Consider the following 23,165-nt stretch of genomic DNA (forward strand, 5'->3'; position numbering starts at 1 on the left):
GGGTGTCGCCCGCATGGGGTGGGCCACGGGGTGGTCCGGTATGCGTCGGCGCCGCGGCCCGCTGTGGGCTCGTGGCGCCTGGCGACGTCGTCCAGATAAGCAGCCCCGGAAGATGCCCGCAATGACCCCTTTTACTAGTGGTGGCCGGATTCGTGAGGAGTGCTAAGTGTGTGACGTGGGCCTCACTCCGCAGGTCAGAGGGGGTGCGGGAAGGGGTGAACCGGGTCAAAGGCGCTACGGTGCGAGGTCGTAGGTGACGTGCGTCATGTGGGGTCCTTCACCGGGCCGCACACAGCACGCACCCGGAGTCCTACGACGCGTGACCATCCGGGACCACCGGATGTGACCGTCGACGACACTCCGGAATCGATGTGCCGCGGTCCCGCACCCGGAGACGGCGTGCGGGACCGTGTCGGCGGTACGTGCTCAGCTGGTCGTCAGCGCGGTGTCGTCCACGACGAAGTGGGTGGCGAGGTAGGCGTCCTCGACACCGGTGAACTTCAGGGTCACCGTCTGGCCCGCCAGCGAGGACAGGTCGAGGGACTTCTGGCTGTAGCCGGAGGCCGCGTTGGCGTTCGAGTACGTCGCGAGGGTCTTCGAGCCGGCGGTCACCGTCAGCTTGTCGTAGACGGTGCTGCCGCTCTCCGCGGTGTCGACGTGCAGGTAGAAGGTCAGGGCCGCCTTGCAGCCGGCGGGGATCGTCACCGACTGCGACAGCGTGTCGGTGTGCGCGGAGCCCCAGCCGTTGAGCCAGGCCGTCCAGGAGCCGCCGTGGGCCGGTTCACGGGTGTCGTTGTTGATGATGCCGCTGTTGGTCCAGCCGGTGTCACCGGACTCGAAGCCGGGGTTGGCCAGGAGCTGGGCCGAGGTGCAGCCGCCACCGCCGCCGCTGGTGCTGACGGTCCAGGAGAAGGTCGTGGTGCCGGTGGTGCCGGTGGAGTCCTTCGCCGTGACGGTGGTGCTGTAGGTCCCGGCCGCGGTGGGCGTGCCGGAGATCAGGCCGGTGGAGGCGTTGATCGTCAGGCCGGTGGGCAGTCCGGAGGCGCTGTAGGTCAGCGCGCCGCTGTTGGTGCTGGACGCCTGGATCTGGAGGCTGACCGCGGTGCCCACGGTGGTGTTCTGGCTGCCCGGGTTGGTGACGGTCACCCCGCTGCTGGGCGGGGTGATGTGGCTGCCGACGTTGATGCCGGCGAAGGCGTTGCCGACCGCCGCGTACTGGGCGGAGTTGGTGCCGTACAGCGCGGCGGCGGCGTTGAGGGCGGCGGTGCGGGCGCCGGCGTAGTTGGTGCTGGACGTCATGTACGTCGTCAGCGCCTTGTACCAGATCTTCAGCGCGGCGTCCCGGCCGATGCCGGTGACGGCGACGCCGTCGGAGGTCGAGCTGTTGTACGTGACGCCGTTGACGGTCTTGGTGCCGCTGCCCTCGGAGAGCAGGTAGAACATGTGGTTCGCCGGGCCCGAGGAGTAGTGCACGTCGAGGTTGCCGAGGGAGGAGGACCAGGAGTCCGCGGAGTTGCCGTCCTTGCTGGGCTTGTCCATGTACCGCAGCGGGGCGCCGGTGCCGTTGAGGTCGACCTTCTCGCCGATGAGGTAGTCACCGGGGTCGGAGCTGTTGTTGGCGTAGAACTCCACGCCGGTGCCGAAGATGTCGGAGGTGGCCTCGTTGAGACCGCCGGACTCGCCGCTGTAGTTCAGGCCAGCGGTGTTGGAGGTGACGCCGTGGGTCATCTCGTGGCCGGCGATGTCCAGCGAGGTCAGCGGGTCGTTGTTCCCGGTGCCGTCGCCGTAGGTCATGCAGAAGCAGCTGTCGTCCCAGTACGCGTTGGCATAGGCGTTGCCGTAGTGGACGCGGGAGTAGGCGGCCTGGCCGTCGTTCTTGATGCCGCTGCGGCCGAAGGCGTCCTTGTAGAAGTCCCAGGTCTCCTGCGCGCCGTAGGCGGCGTCCGCGGCGGCCGTGGCGGCGGTGGAATTGGTGCCGTCGCCCCAGGTGTCGCTGGACTGGCTGAACAGGGTGCCGGTGCCGGAGGTGGCGTGGTTGAGGTTGTAGGTCTTGTGGCCACCGCGCGTGGCGTCGGTCAGGGTGTACGAGGAGCCCGACTTGGTCGTGGTCAGCGAGACCTGGCCGCTGTAACGGGTGTTGCCGACGCCGGTCTCGATGTCCTGGTACCGGTACAGCTCCTTGCCGGTGGTGGCGTCGGTGACGACGTGCAGCCTGCTGGGGGTGCCGTCGTCCTGGAAGCCGCCGATCACGGTCTCCCAGGCGAGCTTCGGGGTGCCGGTACCGGCCCAGATCACCTTGCGGACGTTCTCGGCGGCGGGCTTCGTGGCGTCCAGGGCCTTCGCGGTCTTCAGTGCCTTGGTCTCGGCGGCGGCCTTGGTGAAGGTCGCGGTGGTGGAGGACACCGCGACCTTGCGCTTGGTGTTGAAGGTGGTGCTCACGGTGCCCTTGGCCCGCGAGGCGGGCGGGGTGTGCACGACGAGGTCGCCGCCCAGGACGGGCAGACCGGCGTAGGTACGCTCGTACCGGGTGTGCAGGGTGCCGTCGGCGTCCTTGACCACGTCCCTGACGACCAGCTTCTCCTTGGCACCGAGACCAAGGGTGCGCGCGGTGCCGGCCGTCTTGTCCTGGGCGCTCCGGATCAGGGCCTTGCGCTGGGCCGGGCTGAGCTCGGCCTCCAGCGCGCCGGTGCGCAGGGGGCTGAGGTGGTGCGCGGCGGCAGGGGCGGAACCGCCCTCGGCGGCTGCGGCGGCGGTGCCCGCGAGAGTGCCCGCGAGGCCCGCCGTCAGCGCGAGCGCTGTGAGGGCCGCCGTGAGTCTGGTGGGGTGCACGTCTGCTCCGGTTGCATGAGGGGAGTTGGTGGGATGCGCCGAGTATGAGCGTGGACATGGCGAGAAAGGGACATCCCATCGGTCATAAGGCCGGAGTTATGAAGCCCCCGGGCCCGGGCCCCCACGACGTCCGACGGCCCGCATATGCTGGTGAAATGCAGCTGGAGTTGAGGCATCTCGAAGCTGTCCGACGGATAGCGGAAGCGGGCAGTCTGGGGCGTGCGGCGGCTCGGCTCGGGGTGTCCCAGCCGGCCCTGTCCGCCCAGCTACGCCGCATCGAGCAGGTGACGGGCGGCGAGCTGTTCGTCCGGGGCAGGCTCGGCGTCGAGCCCACCCCGCTGGGCGAGTTCGTGCTGTCCGCGGCACGCCGGGTACTTCGCGAGATGGACGCCCTGACGGCCGGAACACGAGCCGCCGCACCGCATCCGACGCTGCGGCTCGGCTGCGTCCTGCTCGTCCTCGTGGACCGGCTGCTCGAACGCGTGGAGGAGGAGTTGCCCGGCCACGAGATCGACATCACCACCGAGCACTCGGCGACCACGCTCACCCGCATGCTCAGCACCGGCCAGTACGACGCGATCCTGTACGGGGAGGTCGCCGACTACGAGGTGCCGCTCCCCGACGGTGTGGCGGCCCGGACGCTCGTGCCGAAGGAACCGGCCTGCGTGCGGCTGTCGGCCGCACACCCGCTGGCCGGGCAGGAGCAGATCGAACTCGCCGATCTCGCGGGCGAGACGTGGACGGCGCTGACCGACGACGGCGACGGGGGTCCGGAGGCCATGGCCGACGCTTGCCGCCGGGCCGGCTTCACACCGAGGCTGCGCTACCGGATCGACGACCGCAAGATGCGCTGGGAGCTGATCGCCGCCGGGCGGGCCATCTCCCTGTGCCAGCCCACCTCCCCGCCCGCCGAAGGCACGGTACTGCGCCCACTGGCCGGCGACCCGATCACGGAACGCATCCGGCTCGCCTGGAACCGGGCCGCGGTCTCCGAACGGCGCGCCCGCCTGCTGTACCGGGCGGCGGGACGCGCGTACCTCGACAGCATCCCCAACAACACCTTCTACCGCACCTGGTGGGAAGCCCGCCCCGAACTCCACCCGGACCTCGACTGAGCACACGCACGGGCGGGGGGGAGACGGTCTTCACCGGCGCGGTGGACACGGGTGCCCTAGGGCGGGTGTTTCATATGAGACTCACAGAGGATTTCACACGGGGTTCACAGACAGCGCCCCTACTGTCCTGTACATGTCTAATCCCTCCCTCGAAGAGCCTGACAACGCCCTCGTCTCCCGACTCGTGTCCCGCCGCCGCATGCTGTTCCTGAGCGGCGCCGCCGGCGCCGTGGCCCTCGGCGGGGCGGGTGCCGTCGCGAACGCCGCCGACCGGAGCCCCACCGGTGCCGGCACCCTCGCCTCGGTGAAGGCGGCCGCCTCCGCGTCGAGCGCCTGCATGTCGCTGACCACGGAGCAGATCGAAGGCCCTTACTACATCGACTACGAACTCTTCCGGAAGAACGTGGTCGAGGACCGCACCGGGATTCCGCTGCTCCTCGTGCTGCGCGCCGTGGACAGCGCGACCTGCAAGCCCCTGCGCAACTCGGCCGTCGAGATCTGGCACTGCGACGCGTCCGGTGTCTACTCCGGCTACACCCAGATCGGCAACGGCGGTGGTGGCGGCACGCCTCCCGGCCCGCCGCCGTCCGGCACACCGACGGCGCCTCCGGACGGTCCCGGCGGTCCGGGCGGCGGGGGCGGTCACGCCACCCCGACCGACGACCTCACCTGGCTGCGCGGCATCCAGATGACCGACCACCAGGGCTTCGTCACCTTCCGGACCGTCTTTCCCGGCTGGTACGCCGGCCGGGCCGTCCATGTCCACACCAAGGTGCACACCGGCGGCACCCGGACCTCCGACGGCTACACCGGCGGACGCACCTGCCACACCGGGCAGTTCTACTTCCCCGAGGACGCGGTCGAGGCCACCGCGGACACCGCCCCTTACGCGGCGAACACCGTCACCCGGGTGACCCTCGACCAGGACTCGATCTACCCGGGCACCGGCACACAGGGCGGTCTGCTCAAGCTCGTCTACGACAGGAAGCACATCGAGCGCGGCGTCATCGGCTCCATCACCATGGCGGTCGACCCCAGCGCCACGAACGACGGTGGGGGCGCACCCGGCGGCCCCGCTCCCACCGCCTCGCCGTCGCCCTCCGCCTGACGCAGCGACATCAGGCACAGGCGACCGGCCGAGCGGGCCGAGGGCACGGTCGTCCGGCCCGCCGTACTCCCGGTGCGCGGGCCGGCCACGCCGCTCCCGGCGGTCGGCCACCACCTCCCCGGCCGTGAGGCCGGCCTCGACCGGGACCCGGCCCCTTCCGGGCGCCGGGCGGGCCGGCGCCCGGTGGCAGAGGCGGTCAGGCCCAGATGGACAGGCGGGCGGTGGTGGGGGCGACGTCACAGAAGTAGCCGGCCGCCAGGCCGCGGGCCACGTAGTCCTTGCCCGCCGCGTCGCAGGCGGCGGCGCTCGGGTACATGCCGACATACGTGTATCCGGTGGCCTGGGCGGACGGGGCGAGCAGCAGGGCGGCTGCGGTCAGCAGTCCGGTCAGGCTCAGGGTCGACATCGTTGTGCGCATGGGTGGTTGCTGCCTTCCTGTTCCGGTGGTGAGTGCTCCGGTCGTGATGGTCCGGTGCGTGGTGTGCAGCTTCCTTCACAGACCGGCCGGAGAGCAATGGTCGAGACCAAAGCAATTCGGTGGCCGTCGGACCAGCCCTCGCCGAGCGGGCGGTTCGCCGTCTTCCGGCTCTGGTGTCCTCGGCGTCCTGGTGCTCACCCGCAGCCTCAGGGCGATGAGTTTCGCGGTTCACCGCAGTCCATCCCCCGACACCTGCGATCAACCGTCCGGGAGGACCTCATGGCCGCCGTCTACACCGCCGACCTCTTTTCCACCGTCGACGGCTTCGGCGCCCCGAAGCCCGGCACCTGGGGCGGCTACTGGGGCAGGCAGAGCCCCGCGTTGCTCGACCACCGGCTCGCGCTGTACCGCGAGGAGCAGCGGATGGTGTTCGGTGCCCATACCTACCGGTTGTTCGCGCGGTTCGAGCGCCTGCGGGGCTCAGGCCCCGAGGCCGACGACGCAGGCGACCCCTGGGTCACCCGGATGAGGGCGCTACCGGCAACCGTGGTGTCGACGACGCTGCGAGGACCCCTCGAATGGCCGGACGCGACCTTGGCCAAGGGTGACGCCGTGGAAGTCGTCGCCCGGCTCAAGGAGGAGTCCGAGGTCCCCCTGCGCTCGCACGGCAGCCTGTCGATGAACCGGGCGTTGATGGCCGCCGGCCTGGTCGACCGCCTCCAGCTGACGATCTTCCCCGTGATCACCGGACGGACCGGAGCGCATCGGATCTTCCAGGACGCGGCCGACTTCGACCTCCAGCTGATCGAGAGCCGGACGTTCGACGGCGGCGTCCAGGAGCTCGTCTACCGGCCCGCGCCGCGTGCCCGAGCGGGGCGCACACCACGCGTGACGAGTGCGCCCGGCCCGGAGGAACCCACGCGGTCGCAGTCCTAGCCTCGGCTGCGCGTCATCGACATCAGCAGCCCGTGGGTCTCCTCGTCGGCAGCGGCCACGAGCCCACGACCCCCCTCGCCGACCGGTGCGCCGTCGATGCCGGTGACCACGCAGCCGGCGGCCCGGCACAAGGCGATGCCGGCCGCGAAGTGCACGCTGCCGGAGAGGTCGCCGCCATCGGTGACGTACGCGGCGCGCTTGCCCGCGGCCACCCAGGCCAGCGCCAGGGTCGTGGAAACCACACGCGGCCGGAAACGCGCGACGAACTCCGGGTGCGCCAGCAGATCCACGGCCCGGAAGCCGGGCGCGTTCGGAAACGGCGGATCCAGGTTGACGTCCACCAGCCGGGTGGCGGCCGTGGGCCTCAGCAGCACGTCGTCGGCCCCGTCGTGCCGCGCCCAGGCACGCTGTCCGTCGGTGAAGAACACCTCCCCGCCGAACGGGTCGGCCACGGCCGCGGCCCCCTCGCGCAGTGCCACGTTGACGGCCACCAGCATGTTGCCGACGGCGTAGTTCAGCGTGCCGCACAGGGGATCCACCAGCCACTGGCGCACGGCGTCGACGGAACCCCGCCGCCCGCCCTCCTCACCGAGCACCGCGTCATCGGGCCGCGCGGCACGGATGACGCCGAGGATCCTCTGTTCGGCCTCCACGTCGGCGGCGGTGGCGAAGTCACCCGCGCCCTTGTCGATGCGGTCGAGCCGCCGGCCGTACAGGGCGCGGACCACGTCCGCGCCGGCCCGTGCCCCGGCTATCGCGACGGCGGCGTCATCCGAACCCGCGTATGAGTCGATCATGCCGTGCAGATTATCGAGGCGAAGCCGCCGCCCCGGCGAACCTCCCGGTCAGAGCACCAGCCACCGGCCGACTACCGACTCCGTGACAAGCCGGCCGAGTTGACCGGCCGACGGGGTACGCGGCCGGGTGGCGGCCGCCGACGGCCCCGGCCTCACCCGTTCCCCGGCTGTACGGGCCGGCGTGCGGGCACCGGGGCGCGCAGCTTGGTGGGGTCGAGGATCCGGTCGCGCGGCGGCAAAGTGGTGCGGACGGGCTCGCCCTGGTCGGTGAAGGTGATGTCGAAGGGCTCGTCGCCGCCTGTGACCGTGATCCTCAAGGGGTACGGCTCGCCCTCCTTGGCGACGTACTCGGTCGTGGTGCCGGTCGCGGTCCTGTCGACGAGCACGGCGGCGGGGCGGCCGTCCACGGCGGCGTCGGTTTCGCGTGTGAAGCCCCCGTTGGACGTGAGGCTCAGCGACTCGGTCCGGGCCTGGATGGCGTCACACACGCTCCCCAGGACCTTCGACATCCCCTTGGGGGGCTTGACCCAGCGGTCCGTGAAGATTCCGACCATCTTCTCGGTCTCCTCGGCCGTCATCCCGCGGCTGAAGCTGGTCCGCCAGAACGTCTCCTCGGCCTTGAAGTAGACAAGGGAGCCCTTCTTGATGATGTGCGTGACCGAGTCCCGGTCGACCGTGCCGTTGCAGGAGCCGTGGTCGTCCACGGCCAGGTCGACATCCAGCTGCCGGCCGTCACTGGTGAACCTCCCGACCCAGCGCATACTCGGGGCGTCCTTGAAGGCCGCCACGGACTGATGGTGGATCTGCTCGGGCGTCATGGTGTCGAAGGGGTGCTCCGGTGCGCCCCGACTCCCGGCCTTCGGCCCCGTGTCCGTGGCGCCGGTGCCGGTACTGCCCGTGCCGCAGCCGGTGATGACCATCATGGTGGCGGCACACAGCAGCACGCCGGCGGCTCGGTCGTCGAAGTAGTGCCTCACGTGCGAGTTCCCTCCCCTGTCGAACCCGCTGACTGTATGCGGTCGAGGTCGGAGACGGACAGCGGGATGGATTTCCGGCGGTCCGTGCCGTGGTGGGTGGCGGGTACCGGTGCGCACGGACGGGCGCACGAGCCGCCATGACCCGCCGTCTTCACCGCACCGGCCTCCCCGCTCTCCCCGCTGTCCGCTTCACTCGGCCGGTGCGCGCCTGGGTGGGCCGGGCTCGTGTCACCGCGGGAACGGGCCGGGCTCGGAGACCCCGGCGAGTTCGGCGATCATCCGCTCCAGGCCCCAGCGGGCGTCGACCAGCTTGGGTCGCTTCCCCTTCGGCTTCAGCTCGTAGAGGTGGTCGTCCAAGTCGTCGTGCTCGTCTTCCGGCGCGAAGACCACGACCAGGTCCCCGTAGCCGAAGTGGAAGTCGCCGACGTGGCGCCACTCCCGCTCCCACCAGAACTCCTTGCGGACCCCGAGCGGCTTGCCCATCTGCTCGATGAAGGGGGTCAAGCGCAGGACATCGGCCTTCGCGGCCGCGTCCTCTCCTCCCCCGGACGGGTCGTCGGCGACCTCCCGGACTCCGGCAACCATGTTGTTGACGGGGACGGTCAGCCAGTCGTGGCCGGGAGTGATGTCGAGGTACCACACGGGATTGGCACCCAGGCGCCGCGCGAAACTACGGGTGAAGGCCAGGCCGTAGCCGTTGAACCGCATGGTGCGGTTGGGGATGTTCTCGCACATCATCCAGGCGTGTTCGAGGGGCGTCTCGGTGAAGCAGACGGTGCGCTGGGTCTTCGCGACGGCCTCGTACTCCTTCGCGAGGTCGGCCGCCATGCCGAAGACGCTGCGGGCCTCTATCGTGCGATCATCCAAGATCGCCTTCAGGTTCTCCCCGGCTGTGCCGTCCTCGGTGTCACGGGTGAAGTGCACCACGAACGCGGACAAGTCGGAGCGACGGTGGAGCAGCGTCTCGATCGATGGCATGTATGCCTCTCCTGGAAGGGTGCAGGACTGGGGCGTCAGTCGGCCGTTCCGGCCCGAGCGCAAAGTCTGGCCCACTCCCCCGCCGGCTGGCCAGGTGAAGCGCTCGGTCACACTCGCTGGGACTGCCGCACCATGCCTGGCGTGCCCGGACCGGACCGGCAGCCGACGCCGGTGACGACGGCGGCACCGGCGGGCGCGACGGTTCGGCCCGTGCCGGAACGAATGCTTCCGTCATGTGAGCGTCATGAGCCTGCCAGGCTCCTGCCCCGTCGCGGTAGTCACGGCCCTGTCAACTGCCCCCTGCATCGACCGCGACAGGGGAGAGACCGGATGACACCCGCAGCACGCCCGTCCCAGCACGCCCCCGAACTGCGCGCCGCCGCACGGCACCTCGGCCGGCGGCGCTTCCTCACCGTCACCGGCGCCGCCGCCGCGCTCGCCTTCGCCGTGAACCTGCCCGCCGCCGGCACGGCCGCCGCCGCCGAGCTCGACGCCCGGAGAATCACCGGCGACCCCTTCACGCTGGGCGTGGCCTCCGGCGACCCGCTTCCGGACTCCGTCCTGCTGTGGACCCGGCTGGCCCCGCAGCCGTACCAGCCCGACGGCGGACTGCCCGCGCAGCGCGTCACCGTGCACTGGGAACTGGCCCACGACGCGGGCTTCCGACGGATCGTCAGGCGCGGCACCGCCCCCGCCCACCCCGAGTTCAGCCACACGATCCACGTGGAAGTGCCACACCTGCCGGCGGACCGCGTGTTCTTCTACCGCTTCCGGGCCGGCGCGTGGCTGAGCCCCACCGGCCGCACCCGCACCGCCCCGCTGCCCGGCACCCGCCCCGCCGCGCTCACCCTGGGCGCCGTCTCCTGCCAGGCCTACACCGACGGCTACTACACCGCCTACCGCCACCTCGCCGACGAGGACGTGGACGTCGTCTTCCACCTGGGCGACTACCTGTACGAGTACGCCGTCAACGCCACCGGCAACCACCGCGGGTACACCGACCGCACCCTCCCGGCCCACTACAACCGCGAGACGGTGACGCTGGAGGACTATCGGCTGCGCTACGCCCTGTTCAAGTCCGACCCGGACCTGATCGCCGCGCACGCCGCGCACCCCTTCGTCGTCACCTGGGACGACCACGAGACGGAGAACAACTACGCCGGCGACACCCCGGAGGACGGCGGCTCCTCCGAGGAGTTCCTGCTGCGCCGCGCCTCCGCCTACCGCGCCTACTGGGAGAACCAGCCGCTGCGCCGGCCCCAGCTGCCCGCCGGCTCCGACATGCGGCTCTACCGCCGCCTCCACTGGGGACGGCTCGCCCAGTTCGACGTCCTGGACACCCGCCAGTACCGCTCGGACCAGGCCTACGGCGACGGCTGGCAGTACCCCGGCCCGGAGTCCGAGGACCCGGCGCGCACACTCACCGGCGCCACGCAGGAGCGGTGGCTGATCGACGGCTGGCGTGCCTCGCGGGCGCTGTGGAACGTCGTACCGCAGCAGGTCACCTTCTCCCGGCGGTACAACACCACCGCTACGCCGTCCAAGGTCTCCATGGACTCCTGGGACGGCTACCCGGCCTCCCGCGAGCGGGTCCTGGCGGGGGCCGAGGCCGCCGGCGTGGAGAACCTCATGGTCCTCACCGGCGACGTGCACGTGCACTACGGGTTCGACATCAAGCGCGACTTCGCCGACCCCGGCTCCCGGACCGTGGGCACGGAGATCGTCACCACCTCGATCACCAGCGGGCGCGACGGGGCGGACCGGCCGAGCAACTGGGCCGCCTACCTCGCGGCCAACCCGCACATGAAGTTCTACAACGGACGGCGCGGCTACGTGACCGTGACGCTCGGGCGGGAGGCGGCCCGCGCCGACTTCAGGACCGTCCCGTACGTCACCCGGCCCGGCGCCCCCGTCACGACCGCGGCGTCCTTCGTCACGGAAGCCGGCGCCCCGGGACTCGAACCGGCCTGAGCCCCGGCACGCCGCCGAGGCGACCACCCCGGCGAACGGCTTCGAGCGCGGGACCCCGGCACCGTCCGCCGCGCCGGGTCCCGGCCCGAGTACGTCGCGTACCGGGGCCGGGACCCGGTGCTCCTCCGCCTCGTGCCGTCGGCGTCCCCGGCTCACGTCCATCCCCCGAGGCTGCGTGCGACCGGCTCGATACCCTGGCGCCCCTGCCGATGCGCGAAGGGGCGCATCCGCAGATCCGCAGGAGGGGGCACGGAGACGTGGACGGCCGGCGACGCGTTCTCATCATCGCCTACGACAACGCGCAGATCCTGGACATCGCCTGTCCCAGCAGCGCGCTGGACATCGCCAACCGGTACGGTGCCGCACCGCCGTACGCCATCGAGCTGGCCACGCTCGGCCGCCGGGCCGCCCGGAGTTCGGCGGGCATCGTGGTGGGCGCCGGGCAGGACCTCAGGACGGTCACGGGCCCGCTGGACACGCTGATCGTCGTGGGCGGCGTCGGGTGCGAGGACGCGGCGGCCGACGAACCACTCCTGGGACAGGTGCGCCGGCTGGCCGCCCGCAGCCGACGGGTGGCGTCCGTCTGCACGGGCGCCTATGTGCTGGCGGCGGCCGGACTGCTGGACCACAGACGGGTGACGACCCACTGGGGGTGGGGGAAGCGGCTCGCCGAGCGGCACCCCGCCGTGGCCGTGGACGTGGGCCCGCTCTGCATCCGCGACGGCGATGTCTACACCTCGGCCGGCGTCACCAGCGCGCTGGACCTGACCCTGTCGCTGATCGAGGACGACCACGGTCCGACACTGGCCCGTACCGTCGCCCGGGAACTCGTCGCCCCCCTGCACCGCGCCGCCGACCAGGCGCAGATATCGCTGTTCCTGGCTGCTCCCCCGCCGCGGGACCGGCTGGTACGGGACCTGATGGGCTATGTGTCCGGCCACCTGACCGAGGACCTCGCTCCCGCCGCGCTGGCCCGCCGGGCGGGGATCAGCACCCGTCATCTGACCCGCCTGTTCACCGCCCACCTCGGTACGACCCCGGCGCGGGCGGTGCGCGTGGCGCGTACCGAGGCGGCGGCGCAGCTGACGCGGTCCAGCGGACTGCCGCTGGCGGCGGTCGCCCGCCGCTGCGGATTCGCGTCGGCACAGACCCTGCGGCAGGCGTTCCGGGACCACTACGGCGTCACGGGGGACAGGATGCGCAGGATGCCGGACATGCCACCGCCGCTCGCCGTTGCCGGGCAGCAGACTCCGGGCCATGACCGACAGCACGCGCACAGCGCACAGCACGCGGCACTCGACGACCCGTAGGAACGTCCTGCGCGGGACCGTGGCCACCGCCGCCCTCGCGGCCACGACGACGGTCCCGGCCGCAACGGCGCACGACGCCCCGCCGGCCGGCGGCGGCCCGGCGATCGGCATCCTGCTCTACGACGGCTTCAGCCTGCTGGACCCCACCGGCCCGGCCGAGGTCCTGTCCCGGCTGCCGGACGCCACCGTGACCATGATCGCCGAGAGGCGCGGTGCGGTCCGCACGGACACCGGGGACGTGGCCGTGGTCGCCGAGCGCTCCCTCGACGAGGTGGACCGCCTCGACGTCCTGCTCGTCCCGGGCGCCGGCAACCGCGGCACCGTCGCGGCGATGAACAACCGGGCCCTCCTGGACTGGATCCGCCGGATCCACCGGCACACCCGGTGGACGACCTCGGTATGCACCGGCAGCATCGTCCTGGCCGCCGCGGGACTGCTGGACGGACGGGAGGCCACGACCTACTGGGCGTCCGCCGAGTACCTGGAGTCCGCCTTCGACGTCACCTACCTGCCCCGCCGCTACGTGCGCTCCGGAAGGATCGTCACCGCCGCCGGGGTGTCGGCGGGCATCGACATGGCCCTGTACCTGGCCTCCCTGCTCGCCGGAACCGACACCGCGAGGGCGGTCCAACTCGCCGTCGAGTACGACCCCCGGCCCCCCTTCGACGCGGGCGACGCCACCCGGGCCGACGCCCTGCTGAAGGAAAGGGCACTGCGGCTCGTCGCGGAGTCCCAGGCATAGGGAGGGCCGCCCGGCCACACGAGGGCCACGGAGCGGCGAACGCGCACCCGGTGCGTCACGGCACGCGGCGCCGGGGGCCGACGGCCCCGGTGGCGTTCGACGCCGGCCGTGCCCGGGACGTGGTCATCGGGGCGGAGCGCTCAGAGGGTTCGCGGACAGGGCCCGCGCCGTGCCGTACAGATGGGCGGCCATCGCGCGGCCGGTCTTGTGGGCCCAGTCGTGACCGCGCCGGTCGTCGAGGTAGTCCGGGCCGGGGCCGGGGCCCAGGTGCCAGTACGTCCACGACTGGCCGGGGATGGTGTAGCCGATGTCGCACAAGGCGCCGTTGATCTCGCTGATCACGTGGTGCGCGCCGTCCTCGTTGCCGGTGACGACGACTCCCGCCACGCGGTTGTAGGCGACGGGGCGATCCTCGTCGTCGGTTTCCGAGAGCATGGCGTCCATGCGTTCCAGGACGCGCTGGGCCACGGAGGACGGCCGGCCGAGCCAGGTCGGGGAAGCGATGACGAGGATCCGCGCCTCCAGCAGCTTGGCGTGCACGGCGGGCCAGCCGTCCCCGGCGGCAACGGCTTCGCTGACCACGCCGGGCTGGATGTCGAGATCGACGGCGCGGACGTACTCCACCTCGACGCCGTTCTCCGACAGCCGGTCGCCGACCACTTGGGCCAGGGCGGCGGTGTTGGACGGGGCGGGAGACTTCTTGAGCGTGCAGTTGATCACCAGTGCCTTCATGACACAGCCGTACCCCGCCGGGCGCGGACGGCCACGGCATGCACCCGGCCGGACGAAGCGGCACCGGCACCGCCGTCGCTTCCCGTCCGCCGTGGCCCGGTCGTCTCGCCCGCCGATGCTTCCGCGTGCCGAGCGGCCCCCGCGACCGCTCAGCCGCCGCTCCAGGCGGTGGCGCCGAGCGGCTCGTCCGTCAGGGGCAGGCGGGCGGTGATGCGCTTGCCGACCGGCTCCCGCACCGCTTCGAAGCTGTGGCAGACGGCCATGATGATCTCCAGGCCGTGCTGCCCCACCCGGCCGACATCGGCGGCACGGGCCACCGGCAGCACGGGATCGGAGTCCCACACCTGGACCTCCACCAGATCGCCGGCGATCCGCAGATCCATCAGGATCGGGCCGGCGGCGTACTTCCGCGCATTGGTGACCAGTTCGCTCACGACCAACTGCGTCACCTCCACAGCCCGCTGTGAGACCGGGACACCCTGCTCGCAGCGCATCCGGGTCAGGAACCCGGCAGCCGTGTGGCGTGCCTCGGCGATGCAGGGACCCTGCTCGTCCAGAACCACCGCAACGCTCCGGGGAGCGCCCTCCGGGCGACACGTCGCCCTGTCGTCGTCCACCAAGCCCCGCACCATCCGCACCGCCTCCGCGCGATCTCATTCCTCCGGACCCCGGATACCCCCGATCGGGCGGCACAAGCCGGGGCGGCCGAACTGTTGGCTAGGCCACATGGCGGCGTCGTCTCGTACGATGCGGGCATGGTGCAGGACAGAATGCAGTGCGTAACCGAGACCGAGGATGCCGGGTAGAGCGTGGTGGACATCGAGAATGGGCACCGGCCCGAGCCGTTGGACGTCGTATCCACCGTCACCGACGGCGTCAGCGTGGTGACCGTGGCCGGCGAGATCGACCACACCAGCGTGGGCCCCCTCGTCCAGGCTCTGGACCTCGGCGCTCTCGGCTCCCGGCCCCGCGTGGTCATCGACATGCGGGACGTGACGTTCATGGACTCCAGCGGGATCAACGTGCTGCTCGCCGCCCGCCTCGACCTCACTTCGACGGGCGGTTGGCTGCGCCTGGCCGGCGCGCGGGACTCCGTCATGCGGACCCTGGGGATCGTGGGCGTCGACACCCTCATCCCCTGCTACCCCGACCTCCGCGAGGCCCTCGCCGCCTGACCGGGACCGGCCGTCGGCCGCCCCGGCGACGGCGGTGAGGGCCACTCTCCGTGAAGAAGCCGCTCCTACGGCGGATCACCGCCTGTTCACGTTGAGTTGCCGCGTGCCGGGGAAGACGGGACGGGAAACCGTCGGTTGGCAGAAGGAGAGACCATGACGGACGACTCGTCGCTGAGGGCTGTCGGGTGGGCGCGCTCGTTGCCGATCAGCGCCGGAGTGAGGGAAGCCAGGGACTGGACGCGTACCCACATGGTCGCGCTCGGCTGGGACCGGACGGCACCGGCCCTGGTGGACTCGGTGGTGCTGGCCGTCTCGGAGTTGGTCACCAACGCCCATGTCCACGCCCACAGCGCGGCACAGCTCATCCTCACCTGGGACAGGCAGTGCCTGCACGTGACGGTGCATGACGCCTCGCCCCGGCTGCCCGAGCAACGGCACACGGACCACAGCGCCCTCGGGGGACGCGGGCTGCTCCTGGTCGACGCCCTCGCCGACGACTGGAAGGTCCGGCGCTGTCCCCGCGGCAAGGACGTCACCGCGTGCTTTCAACCGCCCCCGGCGGCGGAGGCCGCACAAGGGGGGTAGCCGCGCACGACCGCCGGTGGTCAGTGGCAGATGCGGGCGGTCGTGACGGCGCCGCCCGCGTTCTCGTCGTCCGTGCCGAGGACCGCGGTGCCGGAGCCGGGCACGCAGTCCAGGGCCTCGACCTTGTGGCCCTTGAACTTCCGCACGATCCCGGGCGACTTGGCCAGCGTGAGCCGCACCCGGCCCAAGCGGTCGAGCGACACCGACCCCGCGTCGCTCACCGCGGAGTCGAACGGCCCGTCGTCACCCTCGTCCGCCGCCGAGGCGATCAGCAGCCGGCCCGAGTCGGTGACGGAGAGGTCGGACGCGTGCCGGACGTCCCCTGAGGGGTACGGCGCGTGGTAGACGGCCTTCGTCACGGGGCCGAACACCGACTCCCCGTACGTGTTGAACGACAGTGGTGCCGCGTAGAGCGTCGCGGGCCGGTCCTCGCCTTCGCCCCGGTCGGCCCAGACCGCCGCCAGCCTGTCGTGCCGGGACACGAGCGTGAAGCTCTCGAAGTTGTCGCCCTGGCCGATCGCCGGGAGCGGCGAGAGGTCGCGGACCTCGACCGCGTTTCCGTCGTCGGTGACCTCCAGGTGGTAGACGATGCCCCGGCTCGCCACGGCCAGGTACTCGTCGGAGGTGCCCGGCATCGCTTCGAGTGCCTCCAGGTCGATCGGCTCGGCACCGCCCCTCCATTCGAGTGGACGCACAGCGGCCGTACGACCGGACTCGTCCGCCGGGTAGGCGAGCCGGGCGATGCGGTTTTCTCCGCGGCGCTTGTTGTCCAGGGCGATCACGGCCCGGTAGGTGCCGCCCCTGGACGAGGTGACGGCGAGTCCGCTGACGCCGCTCCTCATGTCGTCGCCGACCTGCGCCCATCCGGTGGCGGCGGGCGCCGGCGCGTCACTCGTCCGCGCCGCGGTCACTCCCGTGCCGGCGGCCACGGCGCCTGTCGCGCAGAGCACGGCGGTGGTGGTCAGGGCGGTCTTGCGCAACCTCATTGAGTTCTCCCCGGCGGTGTGACGCGCGTAGATGATCAGATGACTCGCGAACGTAGCGGCCCGCTCACCTTCCCGGCAAGAGGCGTGACCACGTGACCGGCAGGGGATCCGACAGCGACTGCGCCCTCGTGACAGGGCACTTCCCGGCCACGGTCCGGTGCCGGCGGCGCGGCCCCGCGCCCCGGACCCAGGTCCGATCGTCGTTCTTCCCGCCCTCGGGCGCCCGCAATGCCTCGTATCCTGGATCCGGTTGCCGCGTGGGGATCGTCGAGGGGGGAGCAGTGAGCAGGTGTGCGCCGCCGGGGTGCGCGAGGGCCCGGAAGAAGGGCCCGGCGGCTCTCCCCCGGTTCGCTCCGAGCCGGCCGTGACGACACCGGGTGGCGGTGGCCGGCGCTTGCGCGGCCCGTGGTGGCGGGAGGGAGCGGTCACGGCGACGGCGTTCGCGCTCTGTCTGCTCGGCGGAGTCATCCGGGTCGACGACACGCTGTCGGTGCCGCCGGCCGCCGCCTACGTCATCGCCTTGGTCTCCTGCGCCGTGCTGCCCGTGCGGCACCGGGTCCCCTCGGCCGCCCTGGCGGCCACGACCGCGGTGGGCGTGCTGGTGCCCTCCCTGGGCCTCCTGCTCACCCCGCTCATCGTGACCCCTGCCGTGATCACCGCCTACTCGTACGCGCTCGTCACGCGCGGCGAACGGCGCGCGGCGGGCGCGGTGTTGCTCACGTCCGTGACGCTGGCCGCCTCCGTCCCCTTGTCCGGGGACCTCTCCTGGAAAGACGCGAGCAGGACCGCGGTGGTGGCGGCGTCCGCGCTGGTGGCCGGCGTGCTCGGCCGCTCGGCGCGGAACCGGCGGGCCTACCTGGCGGCCGTACGGGAGCGGGCCCGGCGGGCCGAGGAGAGCCGGGACGGCGAGGCACGCCAACGAGTGGCCGAGGAACGGGTGCGCATCGCCCGGGAACTGCACGACCTGGTGGCCCACCAGATCACCCTGGCCAACGCGCAGGCCATGGTCGCCGCCCACCTCTTCGACACCCGCCCGGAGCAGACCCGCAAGAGCCTTCACGAGCTCGTCGAGACCACCGCCGGCGCGCTGGACGACCTGCGGGCCACGGTCGGTCTGCTGCGCCAGTCCGGGGACGCGCCCGCGCCGGCCGAGCCGGCACCCGGGCTGTCCCGGCTTCCCGCCCTCGTCGCGTCCTTCCACCGCGCGGGTCTTCAGGTGTCGGTACACCAGGAGGGCACGGCCGGACCACTGCCGCCGGGAGTGGACCTGACCGCCTACCGCATCGTCCAGGAGGCGCTGACCAACGTGGCCAAACACGCCGGCACGGGTAACGCCCGGGTGTGCCTCGCCTGGAGCCGGGACCGCGTGACCATCACCGTCACCGACGACGGGAGGAACTCCCCCACGGCGCCCGTCGCGTCCGCCCCGCCCGGTGCGTCCGGCGTCCCCGACCGGCCGCCCGGTTACGGCCTGATCGGCCTGCGGGAACGTGCCACCGCGGTCGGAGGAGATCTCCTCGCGGGCCGGCGCCCGGAGGGCGGCTTCCTCGTCCGTGCCCGACTGCCCGTGCCACCCGCCACGTACACGACGCGACGGTCCGACGGAGCGCCCGCCACCGAGGGGTCGCCGGCCCGCGCAGCCGCCGGTGACGCACGGACGGGTGACACGGCGGACGGAGACGCCCGGTGACGCTCCGCGTGCTTCTCGCCGATGACCAGGCCCTGCTGCGCGGTGCCTTCCGGATGCTCCTCGACAGCGCCGACGACATCACCGTGGTCGGCGAGGCCGCCGACGGCGGGGAAGCGGTCGGGCTCACCCGCGCCCTGCGTCCCGACGTGGTGGTCATGGACATCCGCATGCCCGGGGTGGACGGGCTCACCGCCACCTCTCGGATCTGCGCGGACCCGGAACTGCGGGCCACCCGCATCCTGATCCTCACCACGTACGAGACCGACGAGTACGTCGCCCGGGCACTGCGCGCGGGGGCCGCAGGCTTCATCGGCAAAGGCATCCGCGCCGAAGACCTGCTGGACGCCGTGCGTACCGTGGCCGAGGGGGACACCCTCCTGTCTCCCACCGCCACCCGCTCGCTGGTCGCCCGTTTCCTGGCCACACCGGAGACCGTCCCACCGCACCACTCCGAACAGCTCGCCGCGCTCACTCCGCGCGAACGCGAGATGGTCGCCCTGGTCGCGACCGGCCTGTCCAACCAGGAAATCGCCGAACGCATGTTCCTCAGCCCCTTCACCGTCCGCGCCCACGTCCAACGCGCCATGACCAAACTGCACGCCCGCGACCGGGCGCAACTCGTCGTCATCGCCTACCGGACGGGCCTCGTCCGCGCCACCCCCACCAGCGGCACGGACGCCGACACGTACGGCCGGCCGTAGCCCGCCTCGGGCAGCGGGGCAGCCGGCGGGTATGCCGGATCAGGGCACCGGAGCGGATCCGGGCAGCGTCAGGGCCGAGTGGGCCGGTCGTGCTGTCGCGGAGGGCAGGGTGACGAGGCCGCGCAGCATGCTGTTCCGTTGCTCCAAGGCCCGTGCCGTGAGGGGGAAGAGCGTGGCCGCACCGTCTTCGGCCAGTTCCTGGTTCATGGCCGCGAAGCCGCGCATGCCGTGTTCGTAGGCGGCGAAGGCGGCGGTGTGGTCCTGGTGCGCGGCCAGGGCGTGGGCGAGCATGTAGGCGCCGACCAGCGCGAGGCTCGTGCCCTGTCCGGTGAGGAAGGAGGGTGCGTACGCGGCGTCGCCGACGAGCGCGACGCGGTCCCTGGACCAGTGGGGCATACGGATCTGGCCGGCCGTGTCGAAGAACAGGTCGTCCGCGTCGCGCATGGCGCCGACCAGGCCGGCGACCTCCCATCCCGCGCCCGCGAAGACCCTGGCGACGAGGTCCCGCTGGGCGTCTGGGCAGTGGAGGGCGTCGACCGGGGGCCGGGGTTGATGGAAGTTCAAGAAGGCGTGCAGCTCGTCGTTGTCCGCGACGGCGTAGAGGGCGGCGGCTCTGCCCGGCGTGTTCCACAGCACGACCTCGCGGGAAAGCCCGAAGGTGTTGGGCACGGTGAATATGGCGAAGCAGTACCCGAGGTAGCGGTGGAACCGTTCTTCGGGGCCGAACCGGCGCTCCCGGGTACGCGAGTGCGTACCGTCGGCGCCGACCACGAGGTCGAACGTGCGCCGCCGCCCGCTGCGAAATGTGACGTCGACACCCTGTCCGGACCGGTCGAGGATGTCGACGCAGTCGCCGAACAGGAATTCCACGTCGTCGCGGACCAGCGCGTGGAGGATCGCGGCCAGGTCCCCGCGACGCACCTCGAGGTCGCGTCCCCCGGCACCGCCCGCAACGGTATGGGGGGCGAGCGAGGCGACTTCACCGCCGTCGGCGTCGAGGAAGGTGACCCGACGCGAGTCGACATGTGCCTCCCGCAGTCGGCGCAGGATTCCCATCCGCCGGACCACCTCCAGTGCGGTACCGCGGATGTCGACCGGGTAGCCACCGTCGCGCGGTGCCCCTGCCTTCTCCACCACGGTGACCACGCACCCCGACCGGTGCAGCCAGTACGCCAGCGCGGGTCCGGAGACACCGGCCCCGGAGATCAGAACCGTGCGCTTCTCGGCGGTGCTCACGTCCGCCTGCAGGCCGTCGAGTGTCATGCCTGGGCTCCCTTGTGCTTCGTGAGGTGGACAACGAGCAGTGACAGTGCGGCGACGAGTCCGGCGACGGCGAATCCCGTGACGAAAGCCGATTCGGCCGGCCGGCCCGTCGCCGGATCGGCCCCGGCGCCGAGGATCGCGCCGGCCACCTGGGCGCCCAGGGCGACACCGATCACGCGTGTGACCACGAGCAGGCCGGTGGCGATGCCGATGTCCTCGGTCCGGATGGCGGTGGCGGTGCCGGCCAGCAACGCCGTGGTACCGACGCCCGCGGCGAACGCGGTCAGCACCTTCGCGAGGACGAGCTGCCACTGCGCGCTGTGCAGCGTCGTCAGGGCGGTCATCGTGGCCGCCGTGACGACGGTGCCCACCACGACCACGGTGCGCGGGCCGAATCGCCGCGCCGCGATGCCGCCGACCGAATCGCTCACCGCCCCGGCGACGGCGCCGGGCAGCAGGAGCAGGCCGATGTCGGTGGTGTCGGCCCCGAAGCCGTACCCGTCGGCCGGCACGGCGAACAGCTGCGGGAGGAGGAAGAGCACCATGCCGGAGGTGGCGGTCATGACGAAGGTGAGCGCACACGCACTCCACATCGCGGGCTTGGCCAGCATCCGCAGATCGACCATCGGCGAGGCCGCCCGGCGCTCGACCACGACCCACCCGGTCGCGAGGGCGGCCACGGTCACCGCGATGGCACCGGCCACCGGCGGTGGCGCACCGCCGCCCCCCGTCACCGTCACGAGCCCGACCATGAACGCGAGCAGCGTGCCGCTCAGCAACACCGTGCCGGCCCAGTCGATCCGCTCCTGCGACCGGCCCGGCGGATCATCCGGCAACAGCCGGGCCACGGCGGACGTCGCCGCGACGACCACGATCGTCGGCAGGAGGAACATCCACTGCCAGGACAGTGCCTCCGCGACCGGCCCGGCACACGCCACCCCCACCATGCCGCCGCCGGTGAACAACGCGACGACCACCCCGATCGCCGCTTGTGACTGTCCTGCCGTGAGGTGTTTGCGCACCAGGATGAACGACAGCGGCAGCGCCCCCACCATGACACCCTGCAGGATCTGGCCGAGCAGCAACACCGGCAGACCCGGAGCCGAACCGGCCAGCAGGCCACCCGCCGACACCACGGCCATCAGGCCGACCAGCACCCGCTTGCCGCCGTAACGGTCGCCGAGCTTGCCGGCGACGGGAGTGACGACCGCGCCGGTCACGAGGAGCACGTTCCCGATCAGGGCCCCCTCGGCGGCACTGACCTCCAGCTCACGCTGCAACAGGGGCAGCGCGGGCTCCACCACGGACTGCAGAGCGCCGAGAGCCGACGCCAGGACTCCGAGCGCACCGACCGGCACCCACCCGGGGCGGAGACGGACCGGCGAACCCACGGCTTCGGATACGGCCGTCCCCTTCACCGGCACTCCCCCAGCGGACCGCACACCTTCCGTGCCGCGGTGCCGGGCACCGGGAAGGGCTCGGCCCGCCCCTCCGGCGGCAGACCACCGAGCCGTCTGTCGCCCACCGGCCGGCGCCACCGGAACGCGCACCGCCTGATCCGGCGTAAGAAGACCATCACTTGCTGACCACCCCAGACACCACTGGACGAGAAGCGGATGCGCGAGGATCCCGCGCACCCCCCACGCTCCCCTCCGGCGGCCTCTCGGGCATCGCCCTCAGCGACCGTCCCGCCCTGGTCCACCCGCACCAGCCACCCACCCGGCCTGGTGCCTCCGCACCAGACGCCCCCTCACCCCGGGCACGGGCTCGGCCGGAAGCCCCACCGCACCCGCGACCGGACGGACAGGGCAGCCGACAGCGTGTGGGGCCGGTTCGACGGCGACCGACCGGTGTCAGGAGAGGTTCTTCTCCAGCGCGGCGAGGTAGCTGTGCATGAAGTGGTCGCGGACGCCGTCGGAGGCGGGTGCGAGCGGGTCGGCGGTCAGTCCTGCCGCGTGGTCGAACAGTCCGCCGATCACCGGCATGGTGTCGCGGACCTTGCCGTGGGAGTCGATGTAGCGCAGTGCGTCGACGTGGGAGTAGGGGGGTGCGGGCGGCATCTGGGGGACGATGTCGTTGTTGTTCACGAACCGGTACATCCGGCCCTTGTAGCCCTTGTTGTAGGCCCTGGCCAGGGCGGCATCGCAGGTGCGCGGCTGGCCGTAGGTGTAGACGCCGTCGGCGGCCAGGCGCGGGTCCTCCAGATACATGCGGGCGCCGGCGAGCATGGCGAGTGCCCCGCCCAGGCTGTGTCCGGTGAACCAGACGGTCTGGCCGTTGGTGCGCAGTTCGGCGTGGGTGTCCTTCACGTCGGGCCAGATCGACTCCAGCGCCTCGCCGAACCCGTCGTGGACGTGTCCGGTACCGGCCGGACCCTGCCGGGGCGGGGTCGTGGCGTCGGAGAGCCAGTCCTTGATCTGCCGGGGTTCGGTGCCGCGGAACGCGGTGACGATCATGTTGTCGCCGGCCATGGTGTAGGCCTGGGTGTCCTGGAGCGGGAACGGCGGGGTGAAGCGGGTCTCGTGGTGGCGGACGGTGCCGAACCCCCACTTCCTCGCCTGCGCCTCGATGACGGCTTCGTCCTTGTACGCCAGGTCCGCGGCCAGCGCGAGCCAGTAAGCACGTTCGAGGCTGTAGCCGGTCGAACGCTGATCGATCTCCACGGGAACAGGCACAGCGACATCCTCCTCGCCCCGGACCGGGCATCGGCTTTACGGGTCGGCCGTTCACGCCTCCTGGCCGCTCCTTCGTCATATGCCTCTCCCACCGACCGCCCCGGAGCCGACACACCCGCGTCCACCCATACGGCCCAGGGCGCCGACCGCCGCCGCCACTTCATGAGTCAACGCTGG

Annotated in this window: 21 protein-coding genes; 10 read left to right on the top strand and 11 right to left on the bottom strand. The window is 72.0% G+C overall.

What is annotated here, in order from left to right; translation table 11 throughout:
- Positions 1-426: 426 nt before the first annotated feature.
- Positions 427-2,829, bottom strand: a complete 2,403-nt coding sequence (locus ACZ63H_RS32285; protein WP_469871200.1) for a M4 family metallopeptidase — start codon at positions 2,827-2,829, stop codon at positions 427-429.
- A gap of 155 nt (positions 2,830-2,984) precedes the next feature.
- On the opposite strand from ACZ63H_RS32285, the gene ACZ63H_RS32290 reads away from it, so the two are divergent.
- Both ACZ63H_RS32290 and ACZ63H_RS32295 read left to right on the top strand, forming a co-directional pair.
- On the top strand, positions 2,985-3,944 hold the full coding sequence (locus ACZ63H_RS32290; RefSeq protein ID WP_469871202.1) for a LysR family transcriptional regulator: 960 nt from the start codon (positions 2,985-2,987) through the stop codon (positions 3,942-3,944).
- A 133-nt stretch (positions 3,945-4,077) separates the two neighbouring features.
- Positions 4,078-5,052 carry an intradiol ring-cleavage dioxygenase gene (locus tag ACZ63H_RS32295; RefSeq protein WP_469871204.1) on the top strand — a complete coding sequence of 325 codons (975 nt, stop codon included), beginning with the start codon at positions 4,078-4,080 and terminating at the stop codon, positions 5,050-5,052.
- A 196-nt stretch (positions 5,053-5,248) separates the two neighbouring features.
- On the opposite strand, the gene ACZ63H_RS32300 is transcribed toward ACZ63H_RS32295, so the two are convergent.
- The gene (locus ACZ63H_RS32300) at positions 5,249-5,470 is read right to left on the bottom strand and encodes a hypothetical protein (protein ID WP_469871206.1); all 222 of its coding nucleotides are present in this window, start codon (positions 5,468-5,470) and stop codon (positions 5,249-5,251) included.
- Positions 5,471-5,749: 279 nt separating this feature from the next.
- Here ACZ63H_RS32300 and ACZ63H_RS32305 point away from each other — a divergent pair, with 279 nt between their 5' ends.
- A complete protein-coding gene (locus ACZ63H_RS32305) occupies positions 5,750-6,406 on the top strand; it encodes a dihydrofolate reductase family protein (RefSeq protein WP_469871208.1) in 657 nt (218 codons plus the stop codon).
- Here the strand turns inward: ACZ63H_RS32305 and ACZ63H_RS32310 are convergent.
- The 3 genes from ACZ63H_RS32310 to ACZ63H_RS32320 all read right to left on the bottom strand — a co-directional run bounded on the left by ACZ63H_RS32310 (position 6,403) and on the right by ACZ63H_RS32320 (position 9,158).
- Entirely contained in the window at positions 6,403-7,203 is an 801-nt protein-coding gene (locus ACZ63H_RS32310; RefSeq protein WP_469871210.1) for an inositol monophosphatase family protein, read from the bottom strand. The two genes, ACZ63H_RS32305 and ACZ63H_RS32310, sit on opposite strands and share 4 nt — an antisense overlap.
- Positions 7,204-7,355: 152 nt before the next feature.
- On the bottom strand, positions 7,356-8,180 hold the full coding sequence (locus ACZ63H_RS32315) for a hypothetical protein (RefSeq protein ID WP_469871212.1): 825 nt from the start codon (positions 8,178-8,180) through the stop codon (positions 7,356-7,358).
- A gap of 228 nt (positions 8,181-8,408) precedes the next feature.
- Complete coding sequence (locus ACZ63H_RS32320) at positions 8,409-9,158, bottom strand: abortive infection system antitoxin AbiGi family protein (protein ID WP_469871214.1); 750 nt, start codon at positions 9,156-9,158, stop codon at positions 8,409-8,411.
- A gap of 330 nt (positions 9,159-9,488) precedes the next feature.
- Between ACZ63H_RS32320 and ACZ63H_RS32325 the strand changes: the two genes are divergently transcribed.
- From ACZ63H_RS32325 to ACZ63H_RS32335, 3 genes are all read left to right on the top strand, one after another.
- Positions 9,489-11,129: an alkaline phosphatase D family protein gene (locus ACZ63H_RS32325; RefSeq protein ID WP_469871216.1), complete on the top strand. Its 1,641-nt coding sequence runs from the start codon at positions 9,489-9,491 to the stop codon at positions 11,127-11,129.
- A gap of 257 nt (positions 11,130-11,386) precedes the next feature.
- Entirely contained in the window at positions 11,387-12,439 is a 1,053-nt protein-coding gene (locus ACZ63H_RS32330) for a GlxA family transcriptional regulator (RefSeq protein WP_469871218.1), read from the top strand.
- Positions 12,387-13,181 carry a DJ-1/PfpI family protein gene (locus ACZ63H_RS32335; RefSeq protein ID WP_469871220.1) on the top strand — a complete coding sequence of 265 codons (795 nt, stop codon included), beginning with the start codon at positions 12,387-12,389 and terminating at the stop codon, positions 13,179-13,181. Before ACZ63H_RS32330 ends, ACZ63H_RS32335 begins: the two co-directional genes overlap by 53 nt.
- Positions 13,182-13,304: 123 nt before the next feature.
- Here the strand turns inward: ACZ63H_RS32335 and ACZ63H_RS32340 are convergent, their stop codons facing one another.
- Together ACZ63H_RS32340 and ACZ63H_RS32345 are read right to left on the bottom strand one after the other, a co-directional pair.
- The gene (locus ACZ63H_RS32340) at positions 13,305-13,913 is read right to left on the bottom strand and encodes a flavodoxin family protein (protein WP_469871222.1); all 609 of its coding nucleotides are present in this window, start codon (positions 13,911-13,913) and stop codon (positions 13,305-13,307) included.
- Between the two features lie 149 nt (positions 13,914-14,062).
- Positions 14,063-14,476 carry an ATP-binding protein gene (locus ACZ63H_RS32345; protein ID WP_469871224.1) on the bottom strand — a complete coding sequence of 138 codons (414 nt, stop codon included), beginning with the start codon at positions 14,474-14,476 and terminating at the stop codon, positions 14,063-14,065.
- Between the two features lie 246 nt (positions 14,477-14,722).
- On the opposite strand from ACZ63H_RS32345, the gene ACZ63H_RS32350 reads away from it, so the two are divergent.
- Both ACZ63H_RS32350 and ACZ63H_RS32355 read left to right on the top strand, forming a co-directional pair.
- Entirely contained in the window at positions 14,723-15,088 is a 366-nt protein-coding gene (locus ACZ63H_RS32350) for an STAS domain-containing protein (RefSeq protein WP_469871225.1), read from the top strand.
- A gap of 153 nt (positions 15,089-15,241) precedes the next feature.
- The gene (locus ACZ63H_RS32355) at positions 15,242-15,673 is read left to right on the top strand and encodes an ATP-binding protein (RefSeq protein ID WP_469871227.1); all 432 of its coding nucleotides are present in this window, start codon (positions 15,242-15,244) and stop codon (positions 15,671-15,673) included.
- A gap of 20 nt (positions 15,674-15,693) precedes the next feature.
- On the opposite strand, the gene ACZ63H_RS32360 is transcribed toward ACZ63H_RS32355, so the two are convergent.
- On the bottom strand, positions 15,694-16,659 hold the full coding sequence (locus ACZ63H_RS32360; protein WP_469871229.1) for a hypothetical protein: 966 nt from the start codon (positions 16,657-16,659) through the stop codon (positions 15,694-15,696).
- Between the two features lie 364 nt (positions 16,660-17,023).
- Between ACZ63H_RS32360 and ACZ63H_RS32365 the strand changes: the two genes are divergently transcribed.
- Both ACZ63H_RS32365 and ACZ63H_RS32370 read left to right on the top strand, forming a co-directional pair.
- Positions 17,024-18,349 carry a sensor histidine kinase gene (locus ACZ63H_RS32365; protein ID WP_469871231.1) on the top strand — a complete coding sequence of 442 codons (1,326 nt, stop codon included), beginning with the start codon at positions 17,024-17,026 and terminating at the stop codon, positions 18,347-18,349.
- Positions 18,346-19,050 (top strand): response regulator transcription factor, encoded by a 705-nt coding sequence (locus ACZ63H_RS32370; RefSeq protein WP_469871233.1) that lies wholly within the window; start codon positions 18,346-18,348, stop codon positions 19,048-19,050. The genes ACZ63H_RS32365 and ACZ63H_RS32370 overlap by 4 nt, the downstream gene beginning before the upstream one ends.
- 39 nt (positions 19,051-19,089) lie before the next feature.
- On the opposite strand, the gene ACZ63H_RS32375 is transcribed toward ACZ63H_RS32370, so the two are convergent.
- From ACZ63H_RS32375 to ACZ63H_RS32385, 3 genes are all read right to left on the bottom strand, one after another.
- The gene (locus ACZ63H_RS32375) at positions 19,090-20,313 is read right to left on the bottom strand and encodes an FAD-dependent monooxygenase (protein ID WP_469871235.1); all 1,224 of its coding nucleotides are present in this window, start codon (positions 20,311-20,313) and stop codon (positions 19,090-19,092) included.
- Entirely contained in the window at positions 20,310-21,704 is a 1,395-nt protein-coding gene (locus ACZ63H_RS32380) for an MFS transporter (protein ID WP_469871275.1), read from the bottom strand. The genes ACZ63H_RS32375 and ACZ63H_RS32380 overlap by 4 nt, the downstream gene beginning before the upstream one ends.
- Positions 21,705-22,166: 462 nt before the next feature.
- Positions 22,167-22,988 carry a lipase family protein gene (locus tag ACZ63H_RS32385; protein ID WP_469871237.1) on the bottom strand — a complete coding sequence of 274 codons (822 nt, stop codon included), beginning with the start codon at positions 22,986-22,988 and terminating at the stop codon, positions 22,167-22,169.
- Positions 22,989-23,165: the final 177 nt, after the last annotated feature.

Source organism: Streptomyces sp. NPDC104831, assembly GCF_055583025.1.

Bases quoted from the DNA above. Each gene is read 5' to 3' on its own strand.
- ACZ63H_RS32290 (WP_469871202.1), top strand. From the start codon at position 2,985: ATGCAGCTGGAGTTGAGGCATCTCGAAGCTGTCCGACGGATAGCGGAA.
- ACZ63H_RS32295 (WP_469871204.1), top strand. From the start codon at position 4,078: ATGTCTAATCCCTCCCTCGAAGAGCCTGACAACGCCCTCGTCTCCCGA.
- ACZ63H_RS32300 (WP_469871206.1), bottom strand. From the start codon at position 5,470: ATGCGCACAACGATGTCGACCCTGAGCCTGACCGGACTGCTGACCGCA.
- ACZ63H_RS32305 (WP_469871208.1), top strand. From the start codon at position 5,750: ATGGCCGCCGTCTACACCGCCGACCTCTTTTCCACCGTCGACGGCTTC.
- ACZ63H_RS32310 (WP_469871210.1), bottom strand. From the start codon at position 7,203: ATGATCGACTCATACGCGGGTTCGGATGACGCCGCCGTCGCGATAGCC.
- ACZ63H_RS32320 (WP_469871214.1), bottom strand. From the start codon at position 9,158: ATGCCATCGATCGAGACGCTGCTCCACCGTCGCTCCGACTTGTCCGCG.
- ACZ63H_RS32325 (WP_469871216.1), top strand. From the start codon at position 9,489: ATGACACCCGCAGCACGCCCGTCCCAGCACGCCCCCGAACTGCGCGCC.
- ACZ63H_RS32335 (WP_469871220.1), top strand. From the start codon at position 12,387: ATGACCGACAGCACGCGCACAGCGCACAGCACGCGGCACTCGACGACC.
- ACZ63H_RS32340 (WP_469871222.1), bottom strand. From the start codon at position 13,913: ATGAAGGCACTGGTGATCAACTGCACGCTCAAGAAGTCTCCCGCCCCG.
- ACZ63H_RS32355 (WP_469871227.1), top strand. From the start codon at position 15,242: ATGACGGACGACTCGTCGCTGAGGGCTGTCGGGTGGGCGCGCTCGTTG.
- ACZ63H_RS32360 (WP_469871229.1), bottom strand. From the start codon at position 16,659: ATGAGGTTGCGCAAGACCGCCCTGACCACCACCGCCGTGCTCTGCGCG.
- ACZ63H_RS32375 (WP_469871235.1), bottom strand. From the start codon at position 20,313: ATGACACTCGACGGCCTGCAGGCGGACGTGAGCACCGCCGAGAAGCGC.